General features: G+C 69.9%; 14 protein-coding genes and 3 tRNA genes. 9 read left to right on the top strand and 8 right to left on the bottom strand.

Translation table 11 applies throughout. The features are described 5' to 3' along the window. Positions 1–6: 6 nt before the first annotated feature. The 3 genes from ITJ68_RS01630 to ITJ68_RS01620 all read right to left on the bottom strand — a co-directional run bounded on the left by ITJ68_RS01630 (position 7) and on the right by ITJ68_RS01620 (position 2,429). The gene (locus ITJ68_RS01630; protein ID WP_194659606.1) at positions 7–1,143 is read right to left on the bottom strand and encodes an alpha/beta hydrolase; all 1,137 of its coding nucleotides are present in this window, start codon (positions 1,141–1,143) and stop codon (positions 7–9) included. Between the two features lie 130 nt (positions 1,144–1,273). Beyond that, positions 1,274–2,257, bottom strand: a complete 984-nt coding sequence (locus ITJ68_RS01625; RefSeq protein WP_194659605.1) for an NAD-dependent epimerase/dehydratase family protein — start codon at positions 2,255–2,257, stop codon at positions 1,274–1,276. Positions 2,258–2,342: 85 nt separating this feature from the next. Then, a tRNA-Leu gene (locus tag ITJ68_RS01620) sits at positions 2,343–2,429 on the bottom strand. Between the two features lie 85 nt (positions 2,430–2,514). On the opposite strand from ITJ68_RS01620, the gene ITJ68_RS01615 reads away from it, so the two are divergent. The 7 genes from ITJ68_RS01615 to pknB all read left to right on the top strand — a co-directional run bounded on the left by ITJ68_RS01615 (position 2,515) and on the right by pknB (position 11,661). Continuing rightward, positions 2,515–3,192: an FhaA domain-containing protein gene (locus ITJ68_RS01615; protein ID WP_194626801.1), complete on the top strand. Its 678-nt coding sequence runs from the start codon at positions 2,515–2,517 to the stop codon at positions 3,190–3,192. Then, positions 3,189–3,746 (top strand): FHA domain-containing protein, encoded by a 558-nt coding sequence (locus tag ITJ68_RS01610; RefSeq protein ID WP_194659604.1) that lies wholly within the window; start codon positions 3,189–3,191, stop codon positions 3,744–3,746. Before ITJ68_RS01615 ends, ITJ68_RS01610 begins: the two co-directional genes overlap by 4 nt. Before the next feature lie 6 nt (positions 3,747–3,752). Further along, positions 3,753–5,117 carry a Stp1/IreP family PP2C-type Ser/Thr phosphatase gene (locus ITJ68_RS01605; RefSeq protein WP_194659603.1) on the top strand — a complete coding sequence of 455 codons (1,365 nt, stop codon included), beginning with the start codon at positions 3,753–3,755 and terminating at the stop codon, positions 5,115–5,117. Beyond that, positions 5,114–6,553: an FtsW/RodA/SpoVE family cell cycle protein gene (locus ITJ68_RS01600; RefSeq protein ID WP_194659602.1), complete on the top strand. Its 1,440-nt coding sequence runs from the start codon at positions 5,114–5,116 to the stop codon at positions 6,551–6,553. The genes ITJ68_RS01605 and ITJ68_RS01600 overlap by 4 nt, the downstream gene beginning before the upstream one ends. Beyond that, positions 6,550–8,004 (top strand): peptidoglycan D,D-transpeptidase FtsI family protein, encoded by a 1,455-nt coding sequence (locus ITJ68_RS01595; RefSeq protein ID WP_194659601.1) that lies wholly within the window; start codon positions 6,550–6,552, stop codon positions 8,002–8,004. Before ITJ68_RS01600 ends, ITJ68_RS01595 begins: the two co-directional genes overlap by 4 nt. Beyond that, entirely contained in the window at positions 8,001–9,737 is a 1,737-nt protein-coding gene (locus tag ITJ68_RS01590) for a protein kinase domain-containing protein (protein ID WP_194659600.1), read from the top strand. The genes ITJ68_RS01595 and ITJ68_RS01590 overlap by 4 nt, the downstream gene beginning before the upstream one ends. Before the next feature lie 118 nt (positions 9,738–9,855). Further along, positions 9,856–11,661 carry a Stk1 family PASTA domain-containing Ser/Thr kinase gene (gene pknB, locus ITJ68_RS01585; RefSeq protein ID WP_323743180.1) on the top strand — a complete coding sequence of 602 codons (1,806 nt, stop codon included), beginning with the start codon at positions 9,856–9,858 and terminating at the stop codon, positions 11,659–11,661. A gap of 98 nt (positions 11,662–11,759) precedes the next feature. Here pknB and ITJ68_RS01580 read toward each other — a convergent pair whose 3' ends face one another. Beyond that, on the bottom strand, positions 11,760–12,404 hold the full coding sequence (locus ITJ68_RS01580; protein ID WP_071278539.1) for an anthranilate synthase component II: 645 nt from the start codon (positions 12,402–12,404) through the stop codon (positions 11,760–11,762). 82 nt (positions 12,405–12,486) lie between these two features. On the opposite strand from ITJ68_RS01580, the gene ITJ68_RS01575 reads away from it, so the two are divergent. Further along, positions 12,487–12,744: a cell division protein CrgA gene (locus ITJ68_RS01575; RefSeq protein WP_194659599.1), complete on the top strand. Its 258-nt coding sequence runs from the start codon at positions 12,487–12,489 to the stop codon at positions 12,742–12,744. 329 nt (positions 12,745–13,073) lie between these two features. Here the strand turns inward: ITJ68_RS01575 and ITJ68_RS01570 are convergent, their stop codons facing one another. Together ITJ68_RS01570 and ITJ68_RS01565 are read right to left on the bottom strand one after the other, a co-directional pair. Continuing rightward, positions 13,074–13,925, bottom strand: a complete 852-nt coding sequence (locus tag ITJ68_RS01570) for a rhomboid family intramembrane serine protease (protein WP_194659598.1) — start codon at positions 13,923–13,925, stop codon at positions 13,074–13,076. 2 nt (positions 13,926–13,927) lie between these two features. Continuing rightward, positions 13,928–14,467, bottom strand: a complete 540-nt coding sequence (locus ITJ68_RS01565; RefSeq protein ID WP_194626792.1) for a peptidylprolyl isomerase — start codon at positions 14,465–14,467, stop codon at positions 13,928–13,930. Between the two features lie 117 nt (positions 14,468–14,584). Between ITJ68_RS01565 and ITJ68_RS01560 the strand changes: the two genes are divergently transcribed. Continuing rightward, a complete protein-coding gene (locus ITJ68_RS01560) occupies positions 14,585–15,160 on the top strand; it encodes a hypothetical protein (RefSeq protein WP_194659597.1) in 576 nt (191 codons plus the stop codon). Positions 15,161–16,035: 875 nt separating this feature from the next. Here the strand turns inward: ITJ68_RS01560 and ITJ68_RS01555 are convergent. After that, positions 16,036–16,108, bottom strand: a tRNA-Ala gene (locus ITJ68_RS01555). 53 nt (positions 16,109–16,161) lie between these two features. Next, a tRNA-Ile gene (locus ITJ68_RS01550) sits at positions 16,162–16,238 on the bottom strand. Between the last annotated feature and the right edge of the window lie 49 nt (positions 16,239–16,287).

Raw genomic sequence — 16,287 nt, 5'->3', positions numbered from 1 at the left:
CCCCGGTCACGCCGGTGCGAGCCCGATCCGCGCCGTCTCCCAGGAGAGCCCGGCAGCGAGGCCGGCCGCGGCCGTCGTCCAGTTGTGTCCGCCCCCCGGGACCACCCACGAGTCCACGTGCATACCGGCAGCCTGCGCGGCGCGCGCCATCACGGGCATGACCGGGCCGAAGACGCGATCGTCCTGGCCGACGGCGAAGAAGGCGTCGGACGACCGGTACGGCGTGTGCTCGGCGAGGACCGCAGCCGGCACGGCCGCGCGGTAGGCGGCGACGTCCCCGTCGAACCCCTCGGCCACCGTCGTCGCGACGGTTCCCCGGCTCGGTGCAGCCTCACCGGACACGTCGATGAGGTTGCCGAACCGTCCGGGATCCCCCGCGCCGATCTGGATCGCACAGGTGCCACCCTGCGAGAAGCCACCGATCGTCCACGCCGACGGCCCGGACTGCACCTGCAGGTGGGCGGTGACCCACGCGGGGACGTCGTCCTCCAGGTACGTCCGGCTGTTGCCGAGCGGTCCGTCGACGCACAGCGGGTTGCCGGAGTCCGGCCCGAGCTGGTCGGGGACGACGACGATCGGTGCCAGGCCACGATGGGTCAAGGCGAGGGCGTCCGCCGTCGCGGCGATGTGCCCGCCGTCCTCCACGTCCGTGGGACCTGCTCCGCGCGACTGCCCCGAGAGCAGCACGGCCACGGGCAGGTCCGGCGGGTCGGCGGTGAGCGCGGCGGGCGGCAGGTAGAGCAGAGCCCGTCGGGCGGGGAAGTGCGACCGGACTCCGGGGATGTCCACGTGCAGCAGCAGCCCGGTCGTCGGCATGTCAGTGGGCGCCGTCCAGGTGCGCGCGAGGTCCTCCGAGGCCGGTGCGGGCGTCCCCGACGGTGCCTCGGCCGCCGGGATGCCGGTCGTGGCCCTGTCCTGCGCGGAGCCGGTGCCCGACCGGGGAGACGACGGGGCAGACGACCGCGGGGACGGCCGCGAGGCCACCGGGTCCCGCGGCGACGACTGCGTCGTGGGGACGCGGGCGGCCACCGGCTCTCCGGACCGGACCCACCAGGTCGCCGAGACGCTCAGGTTGACCACGGTGAGGACGACCAACACCGTGACGATCACCAGGCCGGGTCCGGGACGTTCGCTGCTCCGCATGAGCACCAGAGCGTACGAACACGCGCCGGGAACCGACCGTCCGGAACAGCCCGATCGCTGAGGGTCCTCCGTGCCGACGCGCAGCCCATGCCCGGGATCCGTCCAGGTGCGGGCAGCGCCCCAGCGGACCTCAGGCGGTCACGAGCGGCGCGGCGACCTCGAGCTCCCCGTGCTCGACGAGCCAGCGGACCGCCTCCTCGACGGTCTCCCCCGCGGTGTGCTGCGGCTCGTAGCCGAGCAGGCGCCGCGCCTTGTCGATGCTGAAGACCTGGCTGCGGGACAGGTGGTCCCAGCTCGCCTGCGCCGCGTCCTGGTCGGTGGTCTCACGGAACCGGTCGAACGGGACGGACTCGAGCCGGGCCTCCTGGCCGAACCACGACGCCGCGAGCGACGCGTACCCACGGACGTTCAGGGCGTCCGGGGCGACGACGGTGAAGTCCTCACCGGCGGCGGCGTCCCGGTGCTCGACCGCGAGCTGGAAGGCCTGGGCGACGTCGTCGGCGTGCACGTGCGCCATCGTCTCCGCGCCGATCCCCGGGATCGCGAGCGACTCGCCGGCGGACAGCGTGCGCAGCACGCCGGGGTCGAGGTTGCCCACCGGACCGATCGGCATCCAGCCCGGTCCGCTGATGTGCCCAGGGTGCAGCGACGTCGTCACGACACCACCATCGGCAGTTTCCTGCTTGAGCATCCGGGCGATGCGGTCCTTCTCGACGCCGTACTCGCCGACGGGGGCCGTGCCGTTCTCCTCGGTGATCGGCACCACCGAGCTCGGCCCCGCACGCCAGATGGAGCCGCAGTGGACCAGGTGCACGCCGGTGCCGCGCAGCCGCTCGACCAGCGCGACGGCGGACTCGAGCGTGAAGCAGACCAGGTCGACGACCACGTCGGGACGCAGTCCGACGACCCGCTCGCCGAAGGTGCCGTCGCGGTCCTCCTGCTCGCGGTCGGCGACGACCTGTTCGACCTGCTCCCACTCCGGGGCGTCGACGTAGGCCGATCGCGTCCCCCGACTGACGTTCACGACGTCGTGTCCGGCGCGGACCAGCCGCGGGACGAGGAAGGTGCCGATGTGTCCGGTGCCGCCGATGACGACCACGCGCTGAGGGCTCATGCGGCCACCGTAGGCCGCGGCGGTCGGGTCGGTGCCCGGGAATGCGAGAAGGCCCCGATCTCTCGATCGGGGCCTTCGTCTTGCCTGGTGCGCGAGGGGGGACTTGAACCCCCACGCCGTTTCCAGCACACGGACCTGAACCGTGCGCGTCTACCAATTCCGCCACTCGCGCCAGCCATGGAAGACTACCACGCACAGAATGCCCCAGCTGACGCCGACTACCATGCAGAGGTCATCGACCGAGAACGTGGGAGCCCATGGGACTGCTGGACAGCTTCGAGCGGGGACTGGAACGCGCCGTCAACGGTGCGTTCGCGAAGACCTTCCGCTCCGGCGTGCAGCCGGTGGAGATCTCCAGCGCGCTCCGACGCGAACTCGACACCAAGGCCGCCGTCGTGTCGCGCGACCGCATCCTGGTGCCGAACGAGTTCAGCGTGCGCCTCGCGCCGCCGGACTTCACGCGCATGAACGACGTCGGCCGTCCCCTGGTCGACGAACTCACGCAGATGGTGCAGCAGCACGCGGTGGCGCAGAACTACTCGTTCTCCGGCCCGGTCACCATCCGTCTGCAGCAGGACGGCACGCTGTCCACCGGCATCCTGCAGATCGACGCCACCACCGTGCAGCGCGACGTCGCCTGGGTGGCCGTCCTCGACATCGGGTCGCAGCGGCACAAGCTGCAGCGCGGTCGCACCGTGATCGGCCGCGGCACCGACGCCGACATCACCGTCGCGGACACCGGGACCAGCCGGAAGCACGTCGAGGTCGTGTGGGACGGCAAGCACGCGCAGGCCAACGACCTCGGGTCCACGAACGGCTCCAAGCTGAACGGCGAACGGTTCCAGCAGGCGATCGTGGAGCCGGACTCCACCATCGAGATCGGTCGTACCCGTATGGTGTTCCGGGTGATCCCTGAGAACGGAGGTGCGCGATGACCACAGGACTGACCCTGCTCGTCCTGCGTTTCGCGTTCCTCGCGGTGCTCTGGCTGTTCGTCTTCGTCATCGTGTTCGCCCTGCGCAGCGACCTCTTCGGCCAGCGCGTCCGGACCATCCCCACGGACCCGAAGGGCGCCCCCTCGGGCCCGACGACGCCGACCATCCCAGCGAGCGGCGCTGCCGCGGCCGGCGGGGCCGGCTCGTTCACGGAGCTGATCGACCAGAACCGAGCGGGAGGCAGCGGGCCGGCCGCCACGGACGTCGCGACCCGACTGGTCATCACCGAAGGCGCCCGTGAAGGCATGGAGATGCCGCTCGGCCGCGGCCCGATCACGGTCGGCCGCTCCAGCGAGAGCAACGTCGTCATCCGTGACGACTACACCTCCACCAACCACGCACGGCTCGAACTGCAGTCGTCCGGCTGGGTCGTCATCGACCTGGAGTCCACGAACGGCACGTTCGTCAACGGGCAGAAGGTGACCTCTCCCGTCACCGTGGCCGAGCGCACGCCGATCACCATCGGGACGACCACGTTCGAGCTGCGGCGGTAGCCCCGGATGACCGCTCGCACGCTGAGCGCCGCTGTGTCCCACGTCGGGCGCATCCGCGCCAACAACCAGGACTCCGGCTACGCGGGAGCGCACCTGTTCGCCGTGGCGGACGGCATGGGCGGTCACGCCGGCGGCGACGTCGCCTCGGCGATCGCGATCCGTCGCATCCGTGAGGTCGACCGCGAGTTCCCCTCCGCGCACGACGCCGAGTTCGCCCTGCAGTCGGCGCTGATCGCCGCGAACCAGCTCATCACCGAGACCGTGTTCGAGCACCAGGAGCTCACCGGCATGGGCACCACGGTGAGCGCCATGATCCGCGTGGGCGACCAGCTCGCGATCGCCCACATCGGCGACTCCCGGATCTACCGCCACCGTGACGGCGAGCTGCAGCAGATCACCTCGGACCACACCTTCGTGCAACGGCTCGTCGACAGCGGGCGCATCACCCCGGAAGAGGCGGCGGTCCACCCGCGGCGCTCCGTGCTGATGCGCGTGCTCGGCGACGTCGACGCCGCACCGGAGGTCGACACCGCGATCATGGACATCCGACCCGGCGACCGCTGGTTGCTCTGCTCGGACGGACTGTCCTCCTACCTCGCCGAGGAACGCATCCGGCACGCGCTGGCGTCGAACATGGACGCCAACCAGGTCACGCAGCGCCTCGTCAAGGAGACGCTCGACCACGGCGCTCCGGACAACGTGACCGTCGTCGTGATGGACGTCACCGACACGGTCCCGACCGAGGACGACGACGACGCTGCCACCACCGTGGGGTCGGCAGCGGCACCCCTCACCTTCGAGGCCTCGACCGGCCGCAAGCCGATCCGTCTCCCCACGATCCTGCTGCACCCGCTCAAGGTCACCACCGCCCCCGAGGACTCGCACTTCGAGCCCGAGAGCGACCAGTACTTCGCCGAGCTCATCGCCGAGGACCGCCGCCGCCGTGTGCGTCGCCGGATCACCTGGACGATCGCGCTCGTGCTCGCCGTCGCCGCCCTCGTCGGGGCCGTGTTCCTCGGCTGGCGCATCGTGCAGGACCACTACTACGTCGGGTCCGACCGCGGCCAGGTCGCGATCTACAAGGGCGTGCAGCAGCAGATCGGTCCGCTCGCGCTGTCCGACGTCTACGAGGACTCCGGTGTCGAGGTCTCCGACCTGCCGGAGTACACCCGCGAGAACGTCCGCTCGACGATCAACGCGCAGTCGCTCTCCGACGCCCGTGACATCGTCGACCGCCTGCGCACCGCTGCACGGACCGGGCAGGACCAGTCCGGCACGGGCGGCTCCGGCGGCTCGTCGTCCCCGAGTCCGAGCCCGACGCGCTCGACGTCGCCCTCGCCGTCCCCGAGCGCCACGCGGGGTGGACGATGACCGCCACCGCGCAGCAGTCCTTCACGCAGGCGATCACGATCAAGCTCCGTGAGCCCGCCCGCGCCCGCAACCTCGAGCTGGCGCTGCTCGTCATCGCCTGCGGCATCTGTGCCGGCGCGATGGTGCTCGTGCAGCTCGGCACCAAGGGCCGGCTGTTCGACACCTCGGTGCTGTGGGCCGGCGGGTCGATCCTCGGCCTGGCACTCGTCATGCACGTGGTGCTGCGGATCGTCGCGAAGAACGCCGACCCCTTCATCCTGCCCGTCGCCCTGGTGCTCAACGGCATCGGGATCGCGGAGATCTACCGCATCGACGTCCACAACGGCGACCTCGGGTGGGCGGCGATCGGCGTCAAGCAGATCGTGTGGACGCTCCTCGCGATGGTCCTGGCGATCGTCACCCTGGTCCTCGTCCGGAACCACCGCTTCCTGCAGCGCTACCGGTACATCTTCATGTTCCTGACGGTGGCGCTGCTGCTCATGCCGATCCTCCCGGGGCTCGGCTACGCACGCGGCGGAGCACGCGTCTGGATCCACCTCGGCCCGTTCACGTTCCAGCCGGGCGAGCTCGCGAAGATCACGATGGCGTTGTTCTTCGCCGGCTACCTCGTCACCGCCAGGGACAGCCTGTCCATCGTCGGCAAGAAGTTCCTGGGGATGACGTTCCCGCGAGCCCGTGACCTCGGCCCGATCCTGATCGTCTGGGGCGTCGCGATGGGCGTGCTGGTGTTCCAGCGCGACCTCGGCACCGCCCTGCTCTACTTCGGCCTGTTCCTGGTGATGATCTACGTCGCCACGGGACGCCTCGGCTGGGTCGTCATCGGCCTCGTGCTGTTCATCGGCGGTGCGCTCGTCGCCGCGAACGTCCTCGAGTACGTGCACGGCCGGTTCGAGCAGTGGCTGAACCCGTTCGACCCGACGATCTACAACGCGTCGACGCAGGCGAGCTACCAGCTGGTCCAGGGCCTCTTCGGCTTCGCGAACGGCGGCATCACGGGCACCGGTCTCGGCCAGGGACGCCCCTACATCACGCCCGTCGCCAACGCGGACTACATCATCGCGTCGCTCGGCGAGGAGCTCGGGCTGATCGGTGTCTTCGCGATCCTCGCCCTGTTCATCGTGCTCGCGTCGCGCGGCATCCGCGTCGGCTTCATGGCGCAGGACGACTTCGGCAAGCTCCTCGGCATCGGGTTCGGGTTCACGATCGCCCTGCAGGTCTTCGTCGTCGTCGGTGGCATCACCCGGATCATCCCGGTGACGGGCCTGACGACGCCCTTCATGGCCGCCGGTGGTTCGTCCCTGGTCGCCAACTGGATCATCGCGGCGATGCTGCTGCGGCTGACCGACTCCATCCCCGCGGAACAGCGCGTGCTCTCCGACCGCGGCGACGCGCTCGGCGGGTCCGCTCGCGGGCGCAGCAGGAAGGCGCGTCGATGAACCGGCAGCTCCGCGGCGTCTCGACGATCGTCGTGCTCATGTTCGTCGCGCTCTTCGTGTCGACGACCTCGATCCAGTTCTTCGCGGCCGACTCGCTCCGAGCCGACTCGCGGAACTCCCGCACGATCCTCGACAGCTACTCGAACAAGCGCGGCGCGATCCTGGTCAACGGCACCCCGATCGCCGAGTCGACGGCCGTGGACGACCAGTACCGGTACCAGCGGAAGTACTCCGACGGCGCGCTCTACTCGGCCGTGACGGGGTACTTCACGATCGGCCAGGGCAACACCGGCATCGAGGGTGCCGAGAACACCGTGCTGTCCGGCAACTCGGACGACTCGTTCTTCCAGAACCTCAACTCGATCCTCACCGGGCAGGACGTCCAGGGCGACAACGTCAACCTGACCATCGACCCCGACGTGCAGCGCGCCGCGTACGACTCCCTCGGCGCGAACAGCGGCGCCGTGGTGGCGATCCAGCCCAAGACCGGCAAGATCCTGGCGATGGTGTCGAAGCCCGAGTACGACCCGAACTCGCTGACGTCCCACGACACCAAGGCCGTGAAGGCGCAGTACGACGCCCTGCTGGCGCAGACGCCGACGCCGCTGCAGAACCGCGCCATCGGCGGCGACCTGTACACGCCCGGATCGGTCTTCAAGCTCATCGTCGCGTCCGCGGCGCTCCAGGGCGGCAAGTACGACCTCGACTCCGAGTTCCCGAACCCGTCGCGCCTGCAGCTGCCGGGCACGAGCAGCTACATCAACAACGCCGAGGGCGGCTCGTGCGGCGGTGGCGACACCGTGAAGCTCCGCGTCGCCATCCAGAACTCGTGCAACATCCCGTTCGCGGAGCTCGGTCAGAAGCTCGGCTACGACACGATCAAGGCGATGGCGGACAAGTACGGCTTCGGCGACGCGATCGACGTCCCGATGCGTGCGACCGCCAGCCAGTACCCCGCCGTGGACTCGACGGCCCAGCTCATGCTGAGCTCGTTCGGCCAGGCCAGCGTCCGCGTCTCCCCGCTGCAGATGGCGATGGTCTCCGCCGGCATCGCGAACGGCGGCACGGTCATGCAGCCGTCGCTCGTCGACTCGATCACGACGAGCGACCTGAAGACCGTGCAGTCGTTCTCGCCGAAGCAGTACAGCAGCCCGCTGTCGAACTCCGAGGCGTCCGACCTGACCGAGGCGATGCAGAGCGTCGTGAAGGCGGGGACCGGAACCAATGCGAAGATCGACGGGGTCGACGTCGCCGGCAAGACCGGAACGGCCGAGGGCGGAACGGGTGACCCCTACACGCTGTGGTTCACCGGGTTCGCGCCCGCGAAGGACCCGGAGGTCGCCGTGGCGGTCGTCGTCGGGAACGGCGGCGGGCTCGGACAGTCCGGCGTCGGCAACACGGTCGCGGCCCCGATCGCGAAGAACGTCATGGAGGCGGTGCTGAACAAATGAGACCCACCAGCGGACTCACCTTCGGTGGGCGGTACCAACTCTCGTCCCGAGTCGCCATCGGCGGCATGGGAGAGGTCTGGCAGGCGACCGACCTCGTCATCGGACGGACCGTCGCCCTCAAGATCCTCAAGGACGAGTACCTCGGCGACCCCGGGTTCCTCGAGCGGTTCCGCGCCGAGGCCCGGCACGCTGCGCTCGTGAACCACGAGGGCATCGCCAACGTCTTCGACTACGGCGAGGAGGACGGCAGCGCCTACCTCGTGATGGAGCTCGTCCCGGGCGAGGCCCTCTCGACGATGATCGAGCGCGAGCACACCCTGCCCGTCGACAAGGTCCTCGACATCGTCGCGCAGACCGCCAACGCCCTGCAGGCCGCACACGCCGTCGGCCTCGTCCACCGCGACATCAAGCCGGGCAACCTGCTGATCACGCCGGACGGCCGCGTCAAGATCACCGACTTCGGCATCGCCCGCATCGCCGACCAGGTCCCGCTCACCGCGACCGGCCAGGTGATGGGCACGGTCCAGTACCTCTCGCCGGAACAGGCGAGCGGACACCCGGCGTCCCCGTCGACCGACATCTACTCGCTCGGCATCGTCGCGTACGAGTGCCTGGCGGGTCGCCGACCCTTCACGGGCGAGTCGCAGGTCGCGATCGCGATGGCGCACATCAACGAGCAGCCGCCCGCGCTCCCCGGGGACGTCCCCGAGCCGGTCGCCGCCCTCGTGATCTCCTGCATCGCGAAGAAGCCAGCCGACCGTCCGGCGACTGCTGCCAACCTGGCCCGTGCGGCCCAGGCGCTCCGTCGTGGAGACGTCGCCGCAGCGACCGTCGCGGTCCCCGCTCTCGGCGGCGCCGGCACCGTCGCGTTCAACCCGCCTCAGGGCAACGACGCAGCGACGGCGCTCATCGGCACGCAGGCCGGCAGCACCGTCGGCGGTGTCCCGCGGACCCCGGTCTCGCCGCTCGCGGACGAGGACGAGGCCCCGAAGAAGCGTCGGGCATGGATCTGGTGGGTCGTGGCCATCGGCGTGCTGCTGCTCGCGGGAGCCGTCATCGCCGCGTTCGCCTTCGCCAACCAGGACGAGCCCAAGCCGGTCGCGTCCTCGAGCAGTGCGCCGCCGAAGCCGAGCCCGACGCCGTCGTCCTCCCCCACGCAGGAGCGGCTGTTCGTCAACCAGAGCGACTACGTCGGACGCAGCACCACCGAGGCCCAGGCCGCGCTGCGGAACCTCGGCTTCGAGGTCACCGTCGAGGACGGCGACGCCGCGCCGAGTGCCGACCAGGCCAACACCGTGCAGTCGATCACGCCGACCGGGAGCGTCGCTGAGGGCACGCTCATCACGCTGCGCAGCTACACCGCGCCGCCCACGGTGAACAAGCCGAACACCCCGAGCGCCGGTCCGGTGTCGACCGACGGTGCCGTCACCTTCACCTGGACCGACGCCACCTGCCCCACCGGGTACACGGTCAAGGAGTACTCGTGGAGCGTCACCGGGGGCAAGGACAGCTCCGGTGCGACGTCCGGCACCACCACGTCGAAGGCCGTCGACGTGCAGGCTGACGCGGCCGGGCAGAACGTCTCGTTCGTCTACAACGTGACCTGCGGCAACCTCACGGCGTCGGAGAACTCGGACGCCGCCACCGCCACGTGGGAGGCGCCGGCGGAGACCGAGACCCCGTCACCGTCGCCGTCCGCCAGCTCCACCGACGCCCCGCAGGACCCGAACTGATCCTGCCCGCGGGGCCGTCCACACCGTTCGGGTAACGGTTGCCCGGACGGCCCCCCGGCCAGCCTCTCGTCAGGGACCCCTGTCGTACACTTGCCCGGACGGACATTCGGAGGAGTACGTGCCTGAAGGTGTGACCGCGGGGATCACCCTCCTCGCCAACCGCTACGAGATCGGCGACGTGATCGGCCGTGGCGGCATGGCCACGGTGCACGTCGGGCAGGACACACGCCTCGGCCGTCGCGTGGCCGTCAAGCTCCTCAAGCCGAGCCTCGCCAACGACCCGGCCTTCCGCACGCGGTTCCGCCAGGAAGCCCAGGCAGCCGCGCGCATGGCGCACCCGACGATCGTCCGCGTGTACGACGCCGGCGAAGAGACCGTGACCGAGAACTCCGGTGCCGAGGTCCAGGTCCCCTTCATCGTCATGGAGCACGTCGAGGGCCGCCCGCTCAGCGAGGTCATCGCCGAGGGCCCCGTCGAGCAGGCCGAGGCCGTCCGCATCACCAGCGGCATCCTCACCGCGCTCGAGTACTCGCACCGCGCCGGCGTCGTCCACCGGGACATCAAGCCCGCGAACGTCATGGTCACCACCACCGGCCAGGTCAAGGTGATGGACTTCGGCATCGCCCGCGCCATCACCGACACCTCGGCCACGGTCGCGCAGACCACGTCGATCCTCGGCACTGCGTCGTACTTCTCCCCGGAGCAGGCCCGCGGCGAGACCGTCGACGCCCGCACCGACCTGTACTCCACCGGTGTCGTCCTGTTCGAACTGCTGACGGCCCGCCCGCCGTTCCTCGGGGACTCGCCCGTCGCGGTCGCCTACCAGCACGTCAGCGAGCAGCCCGTCCCCCCGTCGACGATCACCCCGTCGGTCTCGCCTGCGATCGACGCCGTGACCCTGCACGCCCTCGTGAAGGACCGCACCCGGCGCTTCCAGAACGCGGCAGAGTTCCGCCGCGACCTCGAGCAGGCCGCAGCGGGCCAGGTGCCGGCGTCGACGAAGAAGCTCCAGCAGCAGCGCGCGAACGACGCCTCGACGATGCTCTTCGGGGTCAACCCCCGCACCACCACGAACTCCGAGGTCGCCTTCCGCGAGCTCGACGACACCCAGGAGCACCGCCCACAGCGCACGCAGAACCGGCCGCCGGTCGCGTGGATCTGGGTGGGCATCCTGCTGACGATCGCGGTCATCACCGGGGTCGGGTTCTGGGTGGCGAACCTACAGCCCGGCCAGGCCCCGATCGCGTCGTCGGTCAGCGTCCCGAACATCGTCGGCGCGACGTGGAGCTCCGCGTCGAGCGCGCTCGAACGGCGCGACCTGAAGCCGCTGCGCGTCGACGAGAACTCCGACGACGTGGCCAGCGGGTCGGTCATCCGCACCGAACCGGGCTCCGGCACGGCAGTGGCACGGCAGCAGGACATCCGTGTCGTCGTGTCCCTCGGCCCGGAGCAGGTCGCGGTGCCCGACGTGGCGAACCAGGCCCAGGACGACGCCGAGCAGTCGCTCAAGGCCGCCGGCTTCGACGTCGGCTCGATCACGTCCGAGAACTCGACGTCCGTCCCCCAGGGGACGGTCCTCGGTTCTGACCCGGCCTCCGGCACCAACCACACCAAGGGCACCGTCGTGAACCTGACCGTGTCGAACGGGCTCGTGACGCTGCCGGCCGTCCTGCAGCAACCGTTCAACACCGCGAACGCCACGCTGGCGAACCTCGGGCTCACCGTCCAGTCGCAGCCGGTCTACTCCTGCACCGGCGGCACCGTGGTGCAGCAGAGCGCGCCAGCCGGCGACATCGCCCAGGGCAGCACCGTCACGCTCACGTGGTGCGCCGCCTCCGACCGACCCACCACACCCCCCGCACCGACGAACGACACGGGCGGCGACCAGGGCGGGGACGACGACGGCGGTGACGGCGGCAACTGAGCCGTCCCGTCTGCACCCGCGTGCGGACCCGGCCCACCACCGGACTGGAGGCTCGTGGCGACGCCGTCACGAGCCTCCAGTCCGGTGCAGCGGGTGCGTCAGGCCTGTCGGGACGCGATCAGCGGGCCGAGGCCCGCTGCGCGGTCGGCGGCACCGGTGAGCCCGGTGGTCTCGAGCCAGTTGCCGACCATGCGGTAGCCGCCCTCGGTCAGGACGGACTCCGGGTGGAACTGCACGCCGTAGACGCGGGCGTCCTGGTGCTGGACGCCCATGATGACGCCGCCGCCGGTGCGCGCCGTCACGGTGAGCTCGTCGGGGACGGTCCCGTCCACGATGGCGAGCGAGTGGTACCGCGTCGCCGTGAACGGGTGCGGGACCCCGGCGAAGAGCGTGCTGTCGTCGTGGTCGACCTGCGAGGTCTTGCCGTGCATGAGTTCTTCGGCGTGCGTCACGGTCGCGCCCAGCGCCTCGGCGATCGCCTGGTGGCCGAGGCAGACGCCGAGCAGGGGCTTGTCGGCGTCGATGGCCGCGTGCACCGTGGCGATCGAGACGCCGGCGTCCCCGGGCGTGCCCGGACCGGGTGAGAGCAGCACGCCGTCGTACTCGGCGAGCCGGTCCGCGATCTCGGACTCGGGGAAGGCGTCGTTCCGGACGACGTCGGTCTGCGCGCCGAGCTGCTGCACGTAGCCGTTGAGCGTGTAGACGAAGCTGTCGTAGTTGTCGACGACGAGGATCCTGGTCATGGTCGGTTCACCGTACTCGTGGGGGTCGTGCAGAGGCTCTGTGCAGCCCGTGCGCACACATGTTCACGGTAGGATACCGGCCATGGCCAAGGACAAGGACCGCACCAAGCCCGCCCGGACGACCACCCGAGCCGACTCGGTCGACACGGCGGGCGATCAGCCCAACCCCGTGTGGTTCAAGCCGGTCATGTTCGGCTTCATGCTGATCGGCCTCGCCTGGGTGATCGTCTTCTACATCTCCCAGGGCACGCTGCCGGTCCCGTCGCTGAACTCGTGGAACATCCTGATCGGCTTCGGCATCATGTTCGTCGGCTTCCTGATGACCACACGGTGGCGCTGAGCCCCGTCTGACCTCACGACCACGCCCGCTGCACCTCCTGGTGCGGCGGGCGTTCTCGTGTGCCCGGCGGACGGCGGGCGTTGTGGTGTGCCCGGCGGACGGCGGGCGTTCTCCACAGGACAGGGCTGTTGCCGCCCACGGAATCGGGGTTCTCCACAGAAGAACGCGTTCTCCACACCGCGTTCCACACCCCGGACCCGGAGTTGTCCACAGGTGTTTCCACAGTGGGGATAATCACACGCGTGTAACTCACCGAGTTGTCCACAGGTACGAAAACGCCCCGCCACAACAGTGACGGGGCGTTCGCAGTGTGACGGTCGAGCGGTCGGTCAGGCGAGAGCCAGGACGTAGCCGACGACCGTGAGGGCGATGATGAGCACCGCTTCACCGACGAGCAGGCCGATCTGCAGACCCCGCTGCCGGACGTTGCGCGTCTTCGAGAAGACGTACCCGGTGAGGAAGCCGACCGCGATGCCACCCACGTGGGCCTGCCAGGAGATGTTCGTCCCGGGGAGGAACCCGATCACCAGGTTCAGTCCCATGATCACGAGCAGGGAGACCGCGTTCGAGCCGAGGCTGCGCTGCAGGACGAAGAACGCCGCGAAGAGCCCGAAGATCGCGCCCGAGGCTCCGACCACCGAGGTCGTCGGCGCCAGCAGCGTCACGGCCATCGAGCCACCGAGGCCCGACAGGAAGTACAGCGCGAGGAACCGCCACGACCCGAGCATGTTCTCGAGCATCCGTCCGAAGATGAACACCGCCCACATGTTGAACAGGATGTGGAAGAACCCCGAGTGCACGAACAGCGACGTCACCATGCGCCAGGGCTGCGTCGGCAGGTAGTACGCGTTGTAGCCGAGCAGCTGCGTGAAGAAGCGCCCGGACACCTGGTCGAGCAGCCAGATCGCGACCGAGACCGCGACGATGACCACCGTGGCCTTCTGGTCGAGCATGGCGAAGCGCCGTCGTGCGACCGTGAACCCGCTCGGTCCGGTCGCACGACGGTTCGCGGTGAACTGCGCTCGCTGCTCGCGCACGCACTCCGGGCAGTGCACCCCGACGGCCGCCGGCGTCTGGCACTCGGTGCAGATCGTCCGTCCGCACCGCTGGCAGAGGATGAAGCTCTGCCGGTCCGGGTGCCGGTAGCAGTAGTTCGCCGGGTTGTACGCCTGGTCGGTCAAGGTCAGACGGACTCGACGTCGATGCTGTTGATGACGACGTCCTCGACGGGCTTGTCACGACCGTCGGTGGGGACGCCCTCGATCGCGTCGACCACGGCGCGGGACTCGTCGTCGGCGACTTCACCGAAGATGGTGTGCTTGCCCTGGAGCCAGGGGGTCGCCACGGTCGTGATGAAGAACTGCGAGCCGTTGGTGCCACGGCCACCCTGGAGTCCGGCGTTGGCCATCGCGAAGATGTACGGGTTCTGGAAGGTGAGCTCGGGCGAGATCTCGTCGTCGAAGCGGTAGCCGGGGCCGCCGATGCCCTGGCCGAGCGGGTCGCCGCCCTGGATCATGAAGTCCTTGATGATGCGGTGGAAGACCACGCCGTCGTAGAGCTTGTCGGTGGAGACCTTGCCGGTGCCCGGGTGGGTCCACTCCTGCTGGCCGGTGGCCAGGTCGACGAAGTTCTTGACGGTCTTGGGAGCGTGGTTGCCGAACAGGTTGACGCGGATGTCGCCCTTGTTCGTGTGGATCGTTGCGACAGCGGTGTGCAGAGACATGTTCCGATTCTCGCATGCGTCCCCTGCGTACAGACGGTACCCACAGCTGTGACTCCGTGACCTGTCAGGCGTTGCGGTGGCAGGATGGGGGCCACGCCGTTCCGATGGAGGTACCAGATGACGACGATCGAACTGCCGCGCAAGCGCCGGAAGCAGATCAAGAAGCTCAAGGGCAAGACCGCCACGCTCCTCGGTGAGCAGCGCAAGGTGCTCGAGCACGCGAACGAGATCCTCGCCGAGGCCCGCTCGCACGCCGCTGACGCAGCACGCAAGGACATCGCACCCCGCGTCCAGAACGCGATCGACAACGGCATCCGCCCGGCTGTCGCCACGGGTGTCCACGCCGCCACCTCGGCAGCACAGACCGCTTCGCACCGTTTCCAGACCGAGGTCATCCCCGGCCTCGTCTCGACCGCGGGCTCGGTCATGAGCGTGGGCGACCTCGCGAAGGACCCCCGCGTCAAGAAGCTCGTGAAGAACGCGCAGAAGAAGAGCAAGAGCGCCAAGAAGGCCGCTGCGAAGTACGTCCCGTCGCAGCAGAAGAAGGGCCTCGGTTTCGGTGGTGTCGCACTGATCATCGTCGGTGTCGTCGCCGTTGCCGGTGCCGCCTACGCCGCGTACCAGACGCTCCGAGCCGACGACGACCTCTGGGTTGCCGACGACTCCGACTCCGCGGACAAGTCCGCAGCCTGACCTCTCCGGTACGGACGACGGGCCCCGGCACTGCGCCGGGGCCCGTCGTCGTTCCCGGGGTGCCGTGGCGGCCGCCGGTGCCGATATCGCACTTCGTGTCGCCTCGACGCACGCTGACCCGACACCAACTGCGACCTCACCCGGGCGGCGGCGCCAGCCCAGCCCCGCACCGGACGGGAGGCGCGTCGCGGCCCCGCCCCGAGCCTCCAGCCCGCCGACCGGTCACGACACCCCGCTCGCGTCCCGTCCACCGGCCACAGCCCGTCGTTGACGTCGCGCTGAGCCGACGACCCGCGACCACTCGGCGCTCCGAGCGGGACGCACCGACACCAACTGCGATCTCACCCGGGCGGCGGCGCCAGCCCAGCCCCGCGCCGGACGGGAGGCGCGTCGCGGCCCCGCCCCGAGCCTCCAGCCCGCCGACCGGTCACGACACCCCGCTCGCGCCCCGTCCACCGGCCACAGCCCGTCGTTGACGTCGCGCTGAGCCGACGACCCGCGACCAGTCAGCGCACCTGAGCGGGGCGTTGCGCCCACTCGCGGTACCGAGATCGCACTCCCTGTCGCCTCGACGCACGCTGACCCGACACCAACTGCGATCTCACCCGCTCGGCGGTGCCAGCCCAACCCCGCAGCGGACGGGAGGCGCGTCGCAGCCCGCCCCGAGCCTCCAGCCCGCCGACCGGTCACGACACCCCGTCCGCGCCCCGTCCACCGGCCACAGCCCGTCGGTGACGGCGCCCGGAGCCGACGACATGCGACCACTCGGCGCACCTGAGCGGGGAGTCGTGACCACTCGCGTCGGCGAGAACCCGCCCGCGCAGCACGAAGCCCCTGCGACGACGACCGGAGTCGCCGACCAGGGGCCGAGGGAGTGGAGCCTAGGAGATTCGAACTCCTGACATCTGCCTTGCAAAGGCAGCGCTCTACCAACTGAGCTAAGGCCCCGGAGCGACCGAACCGGCCGCCACGTCGAGAGATCCGACGCGGGAGTTGAATTGTGGTGGGGCTACAAGGACTTGAACCTTGGACCTCTTCGTTATCAGCGAAGCGCTCTAACCGCCTGAGCTATAGCCCCTCAGATCGGATGAAAGCCTACCGCAGGAAGTCGTGGGAACGAAATCGAG

Origin of the sequence: Curtobacterium sp. VKM Ac-1395, from assembly GCF_015350975.1 — a bacterium.
GTDB lineage: Bacteria > Actinomycetota > Actinomycetes > Actinomycetales > Microbacteriaceae > Curtobacterium.
This window is presented reverse-complemented; position numbering and strand designations above follow the sequence as displayed.